Origin of the sequence: Dyella sp. (assembly GCF_035685885.1) — a bacterium.
Lineage (GTDB): Bacteria > Pseudomonadota > Gammaproteobacteria > Xanthomonadales > Rhodanobacteraceae > Dyella.
On record NZ_DASRZX010000050.1, the window covers coordinates 38,234 to 55,462 of the forward strand.

General features: G+C 64.9%; 16 protein-coding genes. 8 read left to right on the top strand and 8 right to left on the bottom strand.

The window, feature by feature from the left end; all coding sequences use genetic code 11:
* The first annotated feature begins 42 nt into the window (after positions 1-42).
* Both VFG49_RS06335 and VFG49_RS06340 read left to right on the top strand, forming a co-directional pair.
* Positions 43-1,476 (top strand): PLP-dependent aminotransferase family protein, encoded by a 1,434-nt coding sequence (locus VFG49_RS06335; protein WP_324858671.1) that lies wholly within the window; start codon positions 43-45, stop codon positions 1,474-1,476.
* 245 nt (positions 1,477-1,721) lie between these two features.
* Positions 1,722-2,030 (top strand): DUF2384 domain-containing protein, encoded by a 309-nt coding sequence (locus tag VFG49_RS06340; protein ID WP_324858672.1) that lies wholly within the window; start codon positions 1,722-1,724, stop codon positions 2,028-2,030.
* A gap of 12 nt (positions 2,031-2,042) precedes the next feature.
* Here the strand turns inward: VFG49_RS06340 and VFG49_RS06345 are convergent, their stop codons facing one another.
* From VFG49_RS06345 to VFG49_RS06360, 4 genes are all read right to left on the bottom strand, one after another.
* Complete coding sequence (locus VFG49_RS06345; RefSeq protein WP_324858673.1) at positions 2,043-3,605, bottom strand: PepSY-associated TM helix domain-containing protein; 1,563 nt, start codon at positions 3,603-3,605, stop codon at positions 2,043-2,045.
* 24 nt (positions 3,606-3,629) lie between these two features.
* Complete coding sequence (locus VFG49_RS06350; protein WP_324858674.1) at positions 3,630-3,887, bottom strand: hypothetical protein; 258 nt, start codon at positions 3,885-3,887, stop codon at positions 3,630-3,632.
* Positions 3,884-4,150, bottom strand: coding sequence for a hypothetical protein (locus tag VFG49_RS06355; protein WP_324858675.1), 267 nt, complete (start codon positions 4,148-4,150; stop codon positions 3,884-3,886). Before VFG49_RS06355 ends, VFG49_RS06350 begins: the two co-directional genes overlap by 4 nt.
* 79 nt (positions 4,151-4,229) lie before the next feature.
* Positions 4,230-5,522 (bottom strand): OprO/OprP family phosphate-selective porin, encoded by a 1,293-nt coding sequence (locus VFG49_RS06360; RefSeq protein WP_324858676.1) that lies wholly within the window; start codon positions 5,520-5,522, stop codon positions 4,230-4,232.
* 228 nt (positions 5,523-5,750) lie between these two features.
* On the opposite strand from VFG49_RS06360, the gene fabV reads away from it, so the two are divergent.
* Positions 5,751-6,956 (top strand): enoyl-ACP reductase FabV, encoded by a 1,206-nt coding sequence (fabV, locus tag VFG49_RS06365; RefSeq protein WP_324858677.1) that lies wholly within the window; start codon positions 5,751-5,753, stop codon positions 6,954-6,956.
* 90 nt (positions 6,957-7,046) lie between these two features.
* Positions 7,047-8,465 carry a deoxyribodipyrimidine photo-lyase gene (locus tag VFG49_RS06370; protein ID WP_324858678.1) on the top strand — a complete coding sequence of 473 codons (1,419 nt, stop codon included), beginning with the start codon at positions 7,047-7,049 and terminating at the stop codon, positions 8,463-8,465.
* Positions 8,466-8,583: 118 nt separating this feature from the next.
* Here the strand turns inward: VFG49_RS06370 and VFG49_RS06375 are convergent, their stop codons facing one another.
* Positions 8,584-9,783, bottom strand: coding sequence for a cation:proton antiporter (locus VFG49_RS06375; protein ID WP_324858679.1), 1,200 nt, complete (start codon positions 9,781-9,783; stop codon positions 8,584-8,586).
* Positions 9,784-9,846: 63 nt separating this feature from the next.
* Positions 9,847-11,328, bottom strand: coding sequence for an MFS transporter (locus tag VFG49_RS06380; protein ID WP_324858680.1), 1,482 nt, complete (start codon positions 11,326-11,328; stop codon positions 9,847-9,849).
* 228 nt (positions 11,329-11,556) lie between these two features.
* On the opposite strand from VFG49_RS06380, the gene rnk reads away from it, so the two are divergent.
* On the top strand, positions 11,557-11,967 hold the full coding sequence (gene rnk / locus VFG49_RS06385) for a nucleoside diphosphate kinase regulator (RefSeq protein WP_324858681.1): 411 nt from the start codon (positions 11,557-11,559) through the stop codon (positions 11,965-11,967).
* A 29-nt stretch (positions 11,968-11,996) separates the two neighbouring features.
* Here the strand turns inward: rnk and VFG49_RS06390 are convergent, their stop codons facing one another.
* Complete coding sequence (locus tag VFG49_RS06390) at positions 11,997-12,608, bottom strand: phosphatase PAP2 family protein (protein ID WP_324858682.1); 612 nt, start codon at positions 12,606-12,608, stop codon at positions 11,997-11,999.
* Between the two features lie 101 nt (positions 12,609-12,709).
* Positions 12,710-13,336, bottom strand: a complete 627-nt coding sequence (locus VFG49_RS06395) for a phosphatase PAP2 family protein (protein WP_324858683.1) — start codon at positions 13,334-13,336, stop codon at positions 12,710-12,712.
* A 128-nt stretch (positions 13,337-13,464) separates the two neighbouring features.
* Here VFG49_RS06395 and ligA point away from each other — a divergent pair, with 128 nt between their 5' ends.
* From ligA to VFG49_RS06410, 3 genes are read left to right on the top strand one after another with little or no spacing between them, the layout of a single operon-like run.
* On the top strand, positions 13,465-15,855 hold the full coding sequence (gene ligA, locus VFG49_RS06400) for an NAD-dependent DNA ligase LigA (protein WP_324858684.1): 2,391 nt from the start codon (positions 13,465-13,467) through the stop codon (positions 15,853-15,855).
* The gene (gene epmA, locus VFG49_RS06405) at positions 15,852-16,808 is read left to right on the top strand and encodes an EF-P lysine aminoacylase EpmA (RefSeq protein ID WP_324858685.1); all 957 of its coding nucleotides are present in this window, start codon (positions 15,852-15,854) and stop codon (positions 16,806-16,808) included. The genes ligA and epmA overlap by 4 nt, the downstream gene beginning before the upstream one ends.
* A complete protein-coding gene (locus VFG49_RS06410) occupies positions 16,809-17,204 on the top strand; it encodes a VOC family protein (RefSeq protein ID WP_324858686.1) in 396 nt (131 codons plus the stop codon). It abuts the gene before it with no gap.
* The last annotated feature ends 25 nt before the right edge of the window (positions 17,205-17,229 follow it).

Consider the following 17,229-nt stretch of genomic DNA (forward strand, 5'->3'; position numbering starts at 1 on the left):
TGCTTAAATGTCCATTTTTGAGAGATTTGAGGTAGCCACTGGATGGACATCCAAATCACCGTCGCCGGCCGGCGCGACCTCGCCAGCCAGATCTACCAGCAATTGCGCGGCGCCATCGTCGACGGGCGACTGCCCGCCGGGGAACGACTTCCCTCGACCCGCGACCTGGCGCAGCAACTGGGCGTGTCGCGCAAGACCACGCTGGACGTCTATGAGCGCCTTATCGCCGAGGGCTTCCTGGCCAGCCGTACCGGCGATGGCACCTTCGTGGCGCAGGGCCTGTCTTCGATGCCGTCGCCGCGATCGCGCAGTGCCGCGCTGCTGCGTGCGGCCAAGGTCTGGCGGCGCGTTCCCGAGGCACTATCGATGCCCAAGCCGGGCGAGCGGCTTCGCTACGACTACCTGGGCGGCGTCACCGACAAGTCATTGCTGCACGCCGAGGCCTGGCGCAAATGCATGGGGCACGCGCTGCGTACGCAGTTGCGCGGGCGTGGCATCTACCGCGATCCTGCCGGCGAACAGGAGCTGCGCCTGGCCATCGCCCGCTATATCGGTTTCAACCGTGGCGTCGCCTGCAACTGGCAGGACGTGATCGTGACGCAGGGAGCACAGCAGGCCATCGACCTGGCGGCCCGCGTGATGGTCAATCCCGGTGACACCGTGGCCGTGGAAGAGCCCGGTTATCCGCCGGTGCGCGCGGCCTTGCTCGCGCTGGGCGCGCGTGTCGTGCCGGTTCGCGTCGACAACGAAGGCCTGCAGGTCGACCGTCTGCCCGAGCAGGCACGGCTGGTCTATGTGACGCCCTCGCACCAGTTTCCGCTGGGCATGCCGATGAGCATGGAGCGCCGGCTGGCGTTGCTGGAATGGGCGTCCCGGCGTGGTGCGCTGGTGGTGGAGGACGACTATGACGGCGAATTCCGCTTCGAAGGGCGGCCGGTGGAGTCGCTCAAGAGCCTGGATCGTGGCGGCGTGGTTGCCTACGTGGGCACCTTTTCCAAGACCTTGTTTCCCGAGCTGCGCACCGGCTACGTGGTGCCACCGGCGGCGCTGGCCGCCGATTTCCTCAAGGCCAGGCAGATCAACGACTGGCACGGTTGCAGCCTGACGCAGACGGCGCTGGGGCGTTTCATGCTGGATGGCGAGTTCGGCCGCCACGTGCGTCGTGTGCAAAAACATTACGCCGAGCGCCGGGAGGCGCTGTTGGCGCACCTGCGCGGGCCGCTTTCGCCGTGGCTGGAACCCATTGCCCCGGTCGCCGGCATCCATCTGGTGGCCTTCCTGCGCAAGGGGCTGGGCGAATCGTCGGTGATCGCGCGAGCCAGGCCGGCGGGCATCGGCCTTTACGGCATCGCGGGCTTTCACGCGGGCCGCCGGGTACGGCAAGGTTTGCTGTTCGGCTATGGGGACATGCCGGTGGGCGATATTGATGCGTCCATGGATCGGCTGAAAACCCTGCTCGAGGCGTCGAGGGGTTAGCGCTGCTGCGCTTATGGCCTTTAGGAGGCAGCCAAAAGTCGTAGCGCCGTGCGCAAGCGAATTCACGCAGTTTCAGCATTTGCTTTCGCATGATCGGGTTGCGCGGGCCATCGGCGTCATGCCGCATGGAATCGCCCGCTCAGGCGGCCTGGCCCGGGAAGGGCGACAGGAGTCCTCGGATGGACACCACCAGAGACTGCGTGTGCTGACGGCGTGGGGGACAAGGGAGCGAACGTATGCGCAAGATGACCATCAGGTTTCAGGACGTCGCCACCGAGCTTGAACACATCAACACCTTGCGGGATGACGTGATGGAGCGCGCCTTCATCGCGCTCGAGCAGCGTCACGCCACGCTCGCCGCGATGCTGGTGCAGAGCCTTGGCGATCGACAGCGCGCGGTGCGCTGGATGTGCCGCCACCAGAATGCCTTCAGCGGCCGCACCGCCTACGAGCTTCTTTCGGATGGCGAAGAAGACGCGGTATGGGATGAGATATCGCTGATGGGCGATGCGCCGGTGCCGGCGCGGATGAGTTCCGCGCGCATGGCCTACTGATTCCCGGCGCGCTCAGCCGCGCGCCGGCTGCCATGCCCAGACGCTGTTGGCGTCGCCGCGGCGCGCCCGCCGTTTGGTCGCGCGTGCAAAGGCGATGAAGACCAGGCCGAGCGCGATGCCGGTAAGGTCGACGCCCACCACGCTCCAGCCCAGCGGCGATGCGGCACGCGTGATGTCCGCCGCGTTACCGATAAGGTCGACCACGGCTACGAGGATCGTCAGCAGCGCCGTGGCCCACAGCAGTTCCACCGTGGCGCGCGCCACTGGCCTGGCGCAGGCATAGGCGCAGGCGGCAAGGAACAGGCCATAGCAGGCGACGCGTTGCGGCGTGCCCGCTTCGACGCCGACCCTCACGGCGATCCACGTCGCCGCAAACGCGCCCGATATGGCAAGGCAGCTGCCGATGCATACGCCGATGGTGGCGCGCGCCATCACCTGCGTGCGCATGGGCTGGTCGGCGTGGCGGCGTCTGCGTCGCGATTCGATGTAGAGGAGGTTGCCCGAATAAAAGAGGAAGGCGCCGGCCAGGCCGAGGATGAAGTACAGCCATTGCACGGCACGTCCACCGAAGCTGCCGAAATGCAGCCCGAAGAGGGCGGCGTAGCTGATGCCGTTAAAGCTGTAGCGATCGCCCACGTAGGTAGCCAGCACGCTGCCATCGCGCGCGGACATCGCCACCGTGCCATACGTGCCCAGCGTGTGGCGCGACAGCCCGCGTACTTCGGCCACCGCGTTGTGGTCGCCGTAGTGCGCAAAGTGCATGTAATCCGGGTCGAAGCTGGTCACGCCCGCGGTAAGCGCCTGCGCGCGTGCGCGCGTGATCAACTCGTCGGCGGAAAGCATGCGCGCCGGCGTGCCGCTTGCCACCACGGTGGGTGTGGTGGCCGTGGCCTTGGCGAACGCATCGAACAACTTGCCGTCGAAGGCAACCGTGTTCAGTGCGGCCAGCGTGATGGTGAACAGGCAGAACAACGCGCCAGTGACAGCGAAGATCACATGGAAGGGCAGGCTGAGCACGCCGATGGCGTTATGCGCGTCCTGCCACAGCCGCTTGAGGTTGCGGCCCACGCGCATGGCGAAGAAGTCACCAAACAGCTGCGGAAGGTGGATGAGGATACCCGTGAGCAAGGCCAGGCCATAGATCACGCTGACGATGCCCATCAGGTACAGGCCAATCACTGGCAGCCCAAGCGAGTCGTGCAGCGCGTAGACGAAATCGGCCAGCTCGTTCTCCGATCCTTCCGCTGTCGGTGCCTCCATCTGGCTGGCGGTAGCGAAGCGTTCCTCGCCGCCCTCCATCCAATAGGCGTACGCCGCGTGCGACGTGTCCTTGGGAAGCACGATGCCGAAATCGTCCTTGGCCGCCGGGTGCGTGGCCAGCAGGCGCTCGATCAGTGCATCGGCACTGACATGGGCATCGGTGGCACTGCGCCACGGCGGGCTTTGCCAGGCCGCGATGTCATCGTGGAAAACGGTGAGCGCGCCTGCGTAGAAGGCGACGAACAGCGCGAAGCCGGCAAGCAGGCCGGTCCACGTATGCACGGTCTGGAAGGTTCGGAGAGTGGCGGATTTCATGATGTCGTCCTGAGAGCCCTATGCTCAGACACCGAGCGCGCGTCCGGCCCACAAGGCCAGGAACGCAAGGGCATTGGCGCCGCCGAGCACCAGCCACGCGCGCATACCGCTGCGGAACAGATAGGCGCCCGCCATGATGGCCGTCCATAGCGGGAAGAACAGGATAAGTCCCGGGATCAGGAAAGCCTCGCCGTGGTTCGGCAACAGGTGAAGCACCAGTGCGATCAGCAAGGCGGACAGTGTGAAGCCGAGCAGGGTGCCGGCGAGGCAGCGCGCGATCACGGCCTGGCCTCGTCGCTGGTGCGCCACCATGCCGCATAAGGAAGCGCGACCCAGGCGAGCATGAGCGTGGTCAGAGCGGCCGCAATACCCGCGCCCATGCCTTCCGTCGACCACCAGCCGGCCGTGCCGGCGAGGACCAGCGTCCATCCCGCCCATCGAGCCGCGACGTGGAGCGGCACCGCCCGCAGGCGCTGCTGCGCGCTTGCGAGGTAGATCAGCGTCGCGCCCGCCAGCGTCAGCAGCAGCGCACATGAGAGGATCACGCGAAAACCTTCCGTGACGGACCGTCCGGTCCGCTTTATTGAGAACAATTCTTATTTCGTGGCGCCTTTCTGTCAACCGTCAGAACTGGTACTGCAGGCGCCCGACCAGGGCCGAAGGGTGTTTCCCGTCGAAGCTGTTCCCTGGCTTGTCGAGGTAAAGCGCGTGGACGAGGTTGGCCGATAGCCGCACCGATTTGTCCAGGTACCAATTGACGCCCAGGGTGAGGTTACGTTCCTTGCCGCCAAAGACATCGCGGTCGTTGAGGTCGGTCTGGCTCAGGCGCACGGCGACCTCCAGCGCGCCGCCGCCACGGCCGTTCCAGGACACGTGTGGAACCACCGGGCCGAAGATGCCATTGCTCTCGCGGTAATCCCGGCTTTCGCCAGTGAGCATGAAACTGGCATAGGCGTACCAGCCGCGAAATTCCAGGGTGGGCAAGCCGTCCTGGCGACCCACGTGGGCTTGCATCCATTCGGCCTGCCACGAGAACGGGCCGCTGACGTGCGCCGACTCCAGGCCATAGCGTTGCACGCGCTTAGTGTCGGCGATGCCGTGGGTGTCCAGGAAATAATCGCTGTTGCTGAGTGCCACTTCGGGCGCCGATTCGAAGCGTTGCCCGCTGGCGTTGAGATGGCGCGTGGAGTAGTCCACGGCCAGGTGATAAGGGCCGTTTTCCGACTGCAGGACATAGGCAAGCCGTCCGGTCAGCGCGACGCCGCGTTGCTGGCGGCCCTCGTCGTGGGTGCCGGCCGTGAAGAAGCCATAGCTCCAGATCCACGGTCCGTGGAAATCGCTGGATGAAATGCCCACGCTTCGACTAGGCGCGATGGCGCTGCTGGTGGAACGTTCCAGGAAGGTGGTGTTGCGGAAGCTGCCGTATTGCTCCAGACCGAACGGTTCCTGCTGGTTGCCGATGGTCAGTACGCCGAGCCATTTGGTGTTCTTGCGTATGTAGACGTCCTTGAACTCCAGGTGCCAGTTCACCAGCTCGGCATCGGCGTAGAACAGCCAGTCGCGCCACAGGAGGTGCTGGAAGTTGATGTCGGCGCGGCGCACGCTGAAGTTCGTTTGCCCGATGCCACGGGTCGAATAGACGGCCGCGTCGACCATCAGGTAGCCATGGATCTGGTAGTGCACCAGCGGCGTATCGATGCCGCCTTCCAGCGGGCGCATCAGCGACAGGCGCCGCAAGGCATCCACCGCCATCCCGTCGTGGCCTGCGTTCGTTGCCTGGGCATCGGTATCGGGTTTCGCTTGGGCTGGCGCAGGTTTTGACGGCGTGCCCACGCAACCGGCGGTGATCGCGCAAGCGAGGGCGGTCGCAAGCAGCGTGGGCAAACGCTGCGTGGTTATATGGCCGAACTCACCCATGGTCCGCGATCATTCCCCGATCATTGCGCGCAGGCGGCCTTCCTCCCGGCATCGGGCGACGCGAGCCCGACCCCACCGGCAAACGCCATAGTGCTAGTGCGGTGCTCGTGAAGCTTCCGTCACAGCGCGCAAACCTGCCGTAGCTGGCCGCTGGAAACCCTACGGCAGCGCATGGGCTGATGCGCGGGTTAACATAATGGTTTGCACTGTCTTGCCAGGAGCCCGCGAGTGATCATCAACCCCAAGGTGCGTGGTTTTATCTGTGTGACGGCCCATCCGGTCGGCTGCGAGCGCAACGTGCTCGAGCAGATCGAGATCACCAAGGCGCTGGGCAACCTCGGCGAAGGTCCCAAGCGCGTACTGGTGATCGGCGCCTCCACCGGCTACGGCCTGGCGTCGCGCATCACCGCCGCCTTCGGTTACGGCGCGGCCACGCTCGGCGTGTTCTTCGAGAAGCCCAGCAGTGAGACCAAGACCGGTACCGCTGGCTGGTACAACTCTGCCGCATTCGACAAGTTCGCCAAGCAGGCGGGGCTGTTCAGCCGATCCATCAACGGCGATGCGTTTGCCAACGAGACGCGCGAGCGCGCCATCGAGATCATCAAGAACGAGATGGGCGGCAAGATCGACCTCGTCGTCTACTCGCTGGCCTCCCCGGTGCGCAAACTGCCCGATACCGGCGAAGTGGTGCGCTCCTCGCTCAAGACCATCGGCGAAACCTTTACCGCCAACTCGATCGATACTAACCGCGACACCGTGGTGCAGGCGTCGGTGGAGCCGGCGAACGAGCAGGAAATCAAGGACACAGTCACCGTCATGGGCGGCGAGGACTGGAAGCTCTGGATCGACGCGCTGAGCAAGGCCGGCGTGCTGGCCGACCATGCCAAGACCATCGCCTATAGCTACATCGGCACGGAAATCACCTGGCCGATGTACTGGCACGGCACGCTGGGCCAGGCCAAGCAGCATCTGGACAATACGGCCAAGCAACTGGTCGCCGAGCACAAGGCCGAGCATCTCGATGCTTACGTGGGCGTGATGAAGTCGGTGGTGACGCAGGCCAGCGCGGCCATTCCGGTGCTGCCGCTCTACATCGCCATTTCCTTCCGCGTGATGAAGGAAAAGGGCATCCACGAAGGCACCATCGAGCAGATCAACCGCCTGTACCGCGATCGCCTGTATCGCAAGGACCACCAGCCGGTGGAACTCGACGACGAAGGACGCGTGCGCCTGGACGACTGGGAGCTGCGCGAAGACGTGCAGAGCGAGTGCAAGGCGTTGTGGTCCACGATCACCACCGAGAACCTCAACCAGTTGACCGATTACGTCGGTTACAAGCATGACTTCCTGCGTCTGTTCGGCTTTGGTCGCGAAGACGTGAACTACGAGGAAGACGTCGACTCCGATCGTCGCTTCGACGTGGTCGAGCTCTGATCCAACCTGGCGGATGCCGCTGCATGGCGGCATCCGCTACGGCCCAAAGGCGGTGCATACATGCCGCCGCGCGCTGACTAAGCTGCGCCGATGAGCACCGCCATCGTCTGGTTTCGCCGCGACCTGCGCCTCGCCGATCATCCTGCGCTGGATGCGGCCTGTGCCCGGCACGGGCGCGTTCTTCCGCTCCATATCCATGCACCGCACGAAGAGGGCGACTGGGCACCCGGTGCGGCGAGTCGTTGGTGGCTGCATCACTCGCTGGCGCGGCTCGACGGTCGCCTGCGTCACCTTGGCAACGCGTTGCATATCGCACGCGGCGACAGCCTTGCCGTGCTGCGCTCGCTGATCGAGCGTACCGGCGCCACCGCCGTCTACTGGAACCGCCTCTACGAACCGGCCGCGATCGCCCGGGATGGCGAAGTGAAGGCTGCATTACGCGAGCAGGGCATCGAGGTACGCAGCTTCAATGCTTCGTTGTTGCGTGAACCCTGGCAGGTCCAAACCAGGCTGCACGAGCCCTATCGCGTCTTCACGCCGTTCTGGCGCACTCTTCGTACGCAATTGGACGCGCCACATCCGTTGCCGGCGCCCACGGCGCTGCGTGGCGTACCGATCGACGGAAGTCTTCCCCTCGACGCGTTGGGGCTGTTGCCGGCGATACGCTGGGATCAGGGTTTGCACGAAGCCTGGCAGCCGGGCGAACAGGGCGCGCAGGAGTGGCTCGACGTCTTCATGGATGACGCCATCGGCGATTACGCGCAGGCGCGCGACCTGCCAGGGCGGCATGGCACCTCACGGCTGTCACCGCATCTGCACTTTGGCGAGATCTCGCCACGTCAGATCCACCGACAACTGCTCGATCGTGCAGCCGCCACTTCCGCGCGTCGACGCCCGGACATCGAACCGTATCTGCGCGAACTGGGATGGCGAGAGTTCGCGCATCACCTGCTGTACCACTTTCCCCGCACACCGACCGAAAACTTCAACGCGCAATTCGACCGTCTGCGATGGAGCGACGCCGCCGCCTCGGCGATCGAACGCTGGCAACAAGGCCGCACCGGCATTCCGCTGGTCGACGCCGGCATGCGCGAGCTATGGCACAGCGGCTGGATGCACAACCGCGTGCGCATGGTCGTCGCCAGCTTTCTCACCAAGAACCTTCGCCAGCACTGGCGACACGGCGCGCGCTGGTTCTGGGACACGCTGGTGGATGCCGACCTCGCCAACAACACGCTGGGCTGGCAATGGGTGGCCGGTACCGGCGCGGATGCGGCCCCGTATTTCCGCGTATTCAACCCGGTGATGCAGGCGCAGAAATTCGATCCCCGTGGCGACTATCTCCGGCGCTGGCTACCCGAGCTGGCCGACGCGCCACTGCCCCAGCTGCACGAGCCCTGGAAAGATGCCGAGTTGCTGCGTCGCTCGGGTTACCCGGCGCCCATGGTCAATCTGCGTGAAACACGCGAAGACGCACTCGCTGCCTACCAAGCCATGCGCCACGCCTGACCGAGGCGCGCCCCTCCTGTAGGAGCGCACCCAGTGCGCGATCACCGTCTCAGAATTGCCCAACGCCTGCTGCGCCGCCGTCGCGCACAGTGCGCGCTCCCACGATAGGGCCAGCTCGCTAATGCGGCGCTTTCGCGCGACCCGCTGAAGCATCCGCACGCTTCAACAACCAGGCCAGCACCGGTGGCGTCACCATCGCCGTCAGCAGCGACATCGCCACGATGATGGCGTAGATCTGGGGCGTGAACACGCCCGCCGACAAGCCGAGGCTGGCGATCACCACGCCCACTTCGCCACGCGGCACCATGCCGAAACCGACCAGGGTCGCACTGCGCGTGCCTAGCGGCAGCGCACCGAGAAAACCGCCAATCAACTTGGATGCAACGGCAATGATGGTGACCACCAGCAGCATGACGTTCGCTTCCACGCTGGCCAGCTGCGACAGATCGATCTTGCTGCCGGTAACAACGAAGAAGAACGGTGTCAGCAGCGCCAGCAGCGGCTGCGTCTGCTTTTCCAGCGTGTGCTGCTGGCGTGTCTCCGAAGCGATCATGCCGGCCAGGAACGCGCCGATGATGGCCGCGAGGCCAAACAGCGTGGACACGTAGGCCAGGCCCAGGCACAGCGCGAGCACTATGGCGAAGGCCGAGTGCGGGCTGCGTGGTTTGTCCAGCCACGCGGAATTCCAGCGCATCACGCGTGCGCCGCCCACACCGATCACCGCGATGAAACCCGCGGCACCGGCCAGCACGGCCAGCAGATGCACCACGTCGACGCCTTTGCCGCCCTGCAGCGATACCACCACGCCAAGCAACAGCATGGCGAGGATGTCGTCGATCACGGCGGCGCCGAGGATCACCTTGCTTTCGGTACGTTGCAGCGCTCCCAGTTCCTGCAGCACCCGCGCCGTGATGCCGGCGGACGTGGCCACGAAAGCCGCGGCGATGAACAGCGAGCGGCTCCAGTCGAAACCATTGCCGTGTGCCCATACGCCGCCCATGGCGAACGGCACCAGCACGCCGAGTACCCCGACGAGGAACGCCACCTTGCCGACTTTCTTCAGATCCTCCAGCCGCGTTTCCAGGCCGACGGAAAACAGCAGCAGGACAACGCCGATCTCGGCCATCACGTCGAGCGGGGAACCGGAAACGATCTGCTCGGGCGTGATCCACCCAAGCAGCGATGGCCCCACCACGCAGCCTGCCGCGATCTCGCCGACCACGCCGGGAAGCTTCAGGCGTTGGGCGATCTCGCTGCCGATCTGGGCGGCGACGAAGACGATGAAGAGCGTGAGCAGGATGTCACTTGCGTGATGCATGCGGATGGACGAATAAGCCAGGCAGTGACGTGCATGCTACATGCTGACGCCCGGCCGCGCTGCCTATGTGGTTGCGCGCGCCGGGCGCGGCGATGTATCCGACTGCAGGCGACTGAAGACCCAGCTGGCCGTTGCCGTCACCACGCCAAGCAGCAAAACCGTCCAGCGGAACGCGGGAATGTAGTCGTCATGCGCGGCGCCCTGCAGCAAGGCTTCCATCAACAGCGAGGCCAGCGCGATGCCGAAGCTCATCGAGAGGTACTGCGCCGTGGAGGCCATGGACGATGCCTGCGAGGCATATTTCACATCGAGATCGTTGTAGATCAGGGTGTTCATGGCGGTGTACTGCATGCCCATGAAGCCACCGTAGACATACACCATGATCGCGATGAGCCACATCGGCGAACCCTTGCCGAGCAGCGCGAACGAAGCGAGCAGCACGGCCACCACCAGTGTGTTGGTGAACAGCAGCCGGCGATAGCCGAAGCGGTTGAGCAAGCGGTTGATGACCCACTTGGCGGTGATCGAACCCAGGGCCTGCGGCACCATCATCAGGCCCGCCATCAGCGGTGACCAGCCGCAGCCGACCTGCAGGAACAACACCAGCAGGAGGAACATGCCCGACACACCAAGTCGCGTGAACAGGTTGCCTGCCAGCGACACCCATACACTGCGAACGCGCAACAGACTCAAGTCGGCAACCGGGTGCGCCGTGCGGCGGCTGTGCCACACATAGATGCAGCCGAACACGATGGCGAGCACACCGTAGGCGGCAATGCGCGGCCATTGCACGCCGCCGCCGCTTGCCACTTCCGAGGCAGTCAGCAGCATCGCCGAGGCTGCCGCGAACAGCAGGAATCCGATGAAATCGAACGCGTGGGGATCATCCAGTCGGTAATCGGGCATGTCGCGCCGATTCATCCACATACCGACAATGCCAACCGGTACGTTGATCAGGAAGATCAGGCGCCACGATGTGTATTGAGCCAGCGCACCACCGAGCAGCGGCCCGAGCACGGAACCCATCAGGCCCACCGTGGCGACCGTGCTCATGGAGCGGACGAAATCGCGTTTTTCAATGCTGCGCACGAGTACATAGCGCCCCACCGGCATCAACGCGGCGCCGCCGAGACCCTGCAGCACGCGCGCCGCCACCAGTTGCGGCAGCGTCTGCGCGATGCCACAGAGCAGCGATCCCAGCGTGAACGTGGCGATGGCGGCAGCGAAGATGCGGCGCGTGCCGAAGCGATCGCACAGCCAGGGGCTTGCAGGAATGAACACCGCCAGCGTCAGCACGTAACTGGTCAGCGCGGTGCGCATGCCGAGCGGCGTCACGTTGAGTGCCTCGGCCATGGCCGGCACCGCGGTGTTGACGATGGTGGAATCGAGCGCCTGCATGAAGAACGCCGCGGCCACCAGCCAGATCAGCCCGCGATAGCGTTCGCGCGATGAGATCGGCGACGCCAGTGGCACCGGTGCAGGCGCCTCTTCGCCCGGAGGCGGAACAGGGAGGTCGGCCTCCGTGGCGGGGATGTTCTCGGGCATGGCCCTACTATGATACCTGCTGTGACAGCTTGCTTTCGGCAAGCGTCGCGTCCAAAGTCAGTGGCGTTTCATCTTTAGGGTTTGCGCGTGCGCATGGCGTCAAACGCGATGCACGCAACGCCAAAATCGATCGAACCACCAGGCGCGCCGGGGCAGTGGCTCCGGCGCGCTGCTTTTTTTGCGTAAACGGCACGCGCACGCAAGCGTGTCCCCGGACAGGAGTCAAGCATGAGCACCAAGCCACCCATCGTCATTTCCCGCCTGGACCTCGAGCGCATCGAGGCCCTGCTGGAACGCATGCCGCCCGTGCAGGCCGTGCAGCATGCAGGGCTGCGTGCCGAGCTGGATCGCGCTGACGTGCTGGAACCGTCGGCGATGCCGGTCGACGTGGTGACCATGAATTCCGTCGTGACTTTCGAAGACGAAGACAGCCATGACGAACTCACCGTGAGTCTGGTGTATCCATCGGGAGCCGGCGCGCCAGGTACCGTATCGATTCTTGCACCCGTGGGCAGCGCCTTGCTGGGCCTGGCCGTGGGCCAGCACATCGAGTGGCCGATGCCCGATGGCTACAAGCGCAGCCTGCGCGTGCTGGATATTGCATACCAGCCGGAAGCGTCCGGCGACCTGCATCGCTGAGGGCAGGCCGCCGTCAGTCGTTACCGCCGTCAGTCGAAATGACGCGCGTAGCCTAGGCGGAAACCATCCGGCAGCAGGCTGATTGTCCACGGCGATTTGCGGTGCGTGGCCCACAGGCCCATGCCGGTGCCGATTGCCGCGCCCACCAATACATCACTTTGCCAGTGGCCATGCGTCTTGACGCGGGCCACGGCGTCGTAGGCCGGCAGCAGCGCAAGCAGGTAAACGGAAGGATGTTCTGCGCCGTAGGTGGCGATGAACGGCGTCACCGCGGCCGACACGGCCGCGACTTCATTGCTGGGAAAGCTGTGCGCGCCCCAACCCTGGAAGCACTTGTCCGGATCGTTGGTCTGCGAGGGACGTTCGCGCTGGAAGATCCACTTCATGCTCTGCGTGGTGATGGCGGTCATCACCATGGCATCGGTCGAACGCCAGAACGTGTCGCCCAGGCGATTCTGGTCTCCCAGCCACAGGGCGCCACCACCGATGGTGAGCACCGTGCCGTAGAACAGGATGTTCTGGTTGCTTCGTTTCCAGATGCCGCTGTTGTCGTAGTGAACCGTATGGTCGATACCCAGCGGACCACCGCCGGCATGGGCTGCACCGCTTGCGACCGTCAGCGCCAGAAAAGCCAACTTCATGCGCACTTGCCGATTTCCCCTGTCCGCACCTGCCATGGCGCGGTAAACCGCCATTATGACTGCAGGGGCTTTCCTCCGCCTTAGGTGGCGCGGCGCAGATCTCAGTCGAAGTTGTGCCGATAGCCGATCTGGAAACCGCCGGGCAGCAAGGAGACGATCCAGGGAGAATCGCGGCGAGTGGCCCAGTAACCCACGCCAACGCCGATGGCAGCGCCCACCAGCACGTCGCTTTGCCAGTGTCCCTGCGTCTTCACGCGGGCTACGGCATCGTAGGCAGGCAACAGCGCAAGCAGGTAGACCGCCGGATGATCACTGCCATACTTCACGATGAAAGGCGTGACTGCCGCCGAGATGGTGGCCACCTCTCTGCTGGGAAAGCTCTGCGCGTGCAGGCCCTTGAACCACTGATTGGGGTCGTTCGTGTCGGACGGACGCTCGCGCTGGAAGGTCCATTTCAGCACCTGGGCGCTGGCCGCGCTCGCCATCGCATCCACGGAGCGCCAGAAGGTGTCGCTGAGTTCGTCCTGGCTGCCCAGCCAGATGGCGCCGCCCGCTACGGTGAGGATGCTGCCGTAGATCAGGATCTGCTGGTTGCTGCGTTTCCAGATGCCGCTATCGTCGTAGGTGACGGTACGGTCCAGCCCGAGGATGCCGCTGCCGGCCCAGGCCGGTTCGCTGGCAAGCAGGGCAAACAGGCACGCAGCCCATCGAAGTGCAAACATCGCCATAGGCCCGCTCCCTCGTGGAGAACCGGCGTTGATGTGCGCGCGACGTTACTCTTTGCAGCTTTCGTTGTGGTTGGCAAATCCGAAAACGTGCGCATGACGGTAAACTCGGCCGCCATGAGGACATCCGCATGAGCAAGAGCCACGCCCCCGACTGGCGCCATCGCGTCGCCGAGTTGCGCGAAAAGATCGAACGCGCCAATCACCAGTACCACGTGCTCGACGATCCCGAGATCACCGATGCCGAGTACGACCATGCCATGCGCGAGCTCGAAGGGCTGGAAGAGGCGCATCCCGAGATCGCCACGCTCGATTCACCCACCCGGCGCGTGGGCGCGCGGGCCGTCGGCGGTTTTGCCGAAGTCCGCCACGTCATTCCGATGCTCTCCCTGAGCAATGCGTTCGAGCAGGAAGGTGACAGCGATCGCGAGCGCTTCCGCGAGGTGGCCGAATTCGAGCGACGCATCGAGCAGACGCTGGATCGACGGCAGCCGGTGTTCTCGGTGGAACCCAAGCTCGATGGGCTTGCCATCAGCCTGCGCTACGAAAAGGGTGTTTTCGTGCAGGGTGCCACGCGCGGTGACGGCGAAGCCGGCGAGGACGTAACCGCCAACCTGCGCACCGTGCGTGCCATTCCGTTGCGCCTGCGTGGTGACGACTGGCCGCGCGTGCTGGAAGTACGCGGCGAAGTCATTATGCTGCGCAAGGATTTCGAGGCGTTCAACGACTACGCCCGCGAGCGCGGCGAAAAGCCGCTGGCCAATCCACGCAACGGCGCCGCCGGTTCGCTGCGCCAGCTCAATCCCGCCATTACCGCCAAGCGCAAGCTGAGCTTCTTCGCCTACGCCGTCGGTGATGTCGAGGGCGGCGAGTTGCCACCGACGCATTCGCGGACGCTGGCGCGGCTGCGAGACTGGGGCTTTCCGGTGTCGCCGGAGGTATCGACCGCCAAGGGTTTCGACGGCCTCATCGCCTACTACCGCCGCATCGGCGCGAAGCGCGATGCGTTGCCGTACGACATCGACGGCGTGGTCTACAAGCTGGACGATTACGAAGGCCAGCGCGTGATGGGTTTCGTGTCGCGTGCGCCGCGTTGGGCCATCGCGCACAAGTTCCCCGCGCAGGAGCAGACCACCACGGTCGAGGCGATCGAAATCAACATCGGCCGCACTGGCGCCGCCACGCCGCTGGCGCGCCTGAAACCCGTGCAGGTGGCTGGCGTCGTTGTCAGCAATGCTACCTTGCACAATGCCGACCAGATCGCGCGCCTTGACGTACGCGTGGGCGACACCGTGATCGTGCGCCGCGCCGGCGACGTCATTCCCGAGGTCGTGCGCGTCATGCCGGAGCTGCGCCCGCCTCACACCAAACCATGGCACATGCCGTCGCATTGCCCGGTCTGCGGCTCGGCGTTGTTGCGCGAAGAAGGCGAGGCGGTCTGGCGCTGCTCCGGTGGCCTTGTCTGCCCCGCGCAGCGCAAGGAAGCGTTGATCCACTTCGCGGCACGTCGTGCGATGGATATCGAAGGCATCGGCGAACGGTTCGTCGATGCGCTGGTGGACTTCGGCTACGTGCACACGCCGGCAGACCTGTACAAGCTGACGCTGGACGATTTCCTGGAGATGAAGCGCAAGGCGGACGCCGCGGATGGCACGACGCCCGATACGGTGAAGCAGGGCAAGGTCGCCACCAAGTGGGCCGAAAACCTGATCGAGGCGATCGAGGCCAGCAAGCACACGACGCTGCCGCGTTTCCTGTTCGCGCTGGGCATCATGCACCTGGGCGAGAGCACGGCCAAGACGCTGGCCACCTGGCTGGGTAGTTTGTCTTTGGTCCGGCGCATGCCGGCTTCCGTGCTGCGCGTGTTGCCGGATATCGGCCACGAGGTTGCCGCGTCCATCGCGGGGTTCTTTGCGCAGGAGGGCAACCAGCGCGTGGTCGATGCGTTGCTGGCGTCGGGCATCGTGTTCGCTGATGAATCGCATCCGTCAGCCAAGCTTCGCCAGCGCCTCAACCTGGCCGTGCTGCTGGATACGGCGGGCATCAACAAGCTCGGCCCCAAGAGCACCAAGCTGCTCGCCGAGCATTTTCCCTCACTGGACAAGCTGGTGTCGGCCGGCGCATCGCACTGGATCACGGCGGGCCTGCCGTCGGCTGCTGCCGGCAACCTGGAAGCATTTCTCGCCGACAAGCACAACGTGCAGCCGTTGCGCGAGGCCGATGTGGCCATGCACGAGCTGCTCGATGCGATTCCCCGTTCCACCAACACCGGCGAAGCGCCGCTGGAAGGGCAGACCGTCGTGCTCACGGGCACGCTGGCTTCCCTCAGTCGCGACGATGCGAAAGACCGGCTGGAGGCGCTTGGTGCCAAGGTCGCCGGCTCCGTGTCGAAGAAGACCAGCTTCGTCGTTGTCGGCGAAGCGGCTGGCTCCAAGCTCGACAAGGCGCAGGAGCTGGGCGTGGAAGTGTGGGACGAGAACCAGCTGCTCGCGTTGCTTGCGAAGCACGAGGGAAGCGCATGACAACCACCCTCGGCGCCCGGCTCCAGTTGCGCGCACGCGTCTACGCGCTGATCCGCCAGTTCTTTGCCGAGCGGCAGGTGCTGGAGGTGGAGACGCCGATCCTGTCGGCGGCCGGCAATACCGATCCCAACATCGAGAGCTTCAGCACCACCTTCCGCGGACATGTCGATGCCGGGTCGCGCGAACGCTGGATGCGCACCTCGCCGGAGTACCCGTTGAAACGGCTGCTCGCCGCCGGCGCAGGCGATTGCTATGAACTGGGGCGCGTGTTCCGCAACGGCGAAGCAGGTGGCAGGCACAATCCCGAATTCACCATGCTGGAGTGGTATCGCATCGGCTGGGACCATCATCGACTGATGGAGGAGACCATTGCCTTGGTCGAGGCCGCGCTGGCGCTGGTGGGACGTCGGGTCGAAGTATGGGTGGAAGGGTACCGGCAGCTTTTCATCGACGAACTGGGCATCGACCCGATTCACGCATCCATCGACGTGCTGCGCGCCCCGCTTGCCGAATACAACATTGATCCGGTGGGGCTGACCCGTGACGACTGGCTCGACCTGTTGATCACGCATCGCCTGCAGCCGATGTTTCCCAGCGATCGCATCACGGTCATCCACGATTACCCGGCATCGCAATGCGCGCTGGCGAGGATACGTCCCGGCGACCCGCCGCTTGCCGAACGGTTCGAGCTTTACCTCGGCCGCTACGAACTGGCCAACGGTTATCACGAGCTCAACGATGCCGCCGAGCAGCGCCGTCGCTTCGAACGCGACAACGAAGTGCGACGCGGGCGCGGCCAGCAGGAGATTCCGATGGACGAACATCTGCTGCGCGCGCTCGATGCCATGCCCGATTGTGCCGGCGTGGCGCTCGGCATCGAACGGCTGTTGATGTGCCTGGCAGGCACCGATGCCATCGCCGATGTGCTGGCCTTTCCGTTCGCGGAGGCGTGAGTGACGACGCCCTTGCTGCCCGCCATCCATCACGTCGCGCTGATCTGTTCGGACTATGCGCGTTCGAAGACGTTCTACAGCGAGACGCTGGGCTTTCGCATCATCCGCGAGGTTTACCGCGCGGAGCGCGATTCGTGGAAGCTCGACCTGGAAGTAAGCCCCGGCGTGAGCCTGGAGCTGTTTTCGTTTCCCGCCCCGCCGCCGCGCCCGTCACGACCTGAAGCGCAGGGCCTGCGTCACCTGGCGTTTGCCGTGCCTGATATCGACGCGGCGATCGCCACGTTGTACGCACGCGGCGTGGCGTGCGAATCGGTTCGTGTCGATGAATACACGAACCGACGCTTCACCTTCTTCGCTGATCCGGATGACCTGCCGATCGAGCTCTACGAGCAGTGACCGCTCGACGCGGGGCTGCGAGAGC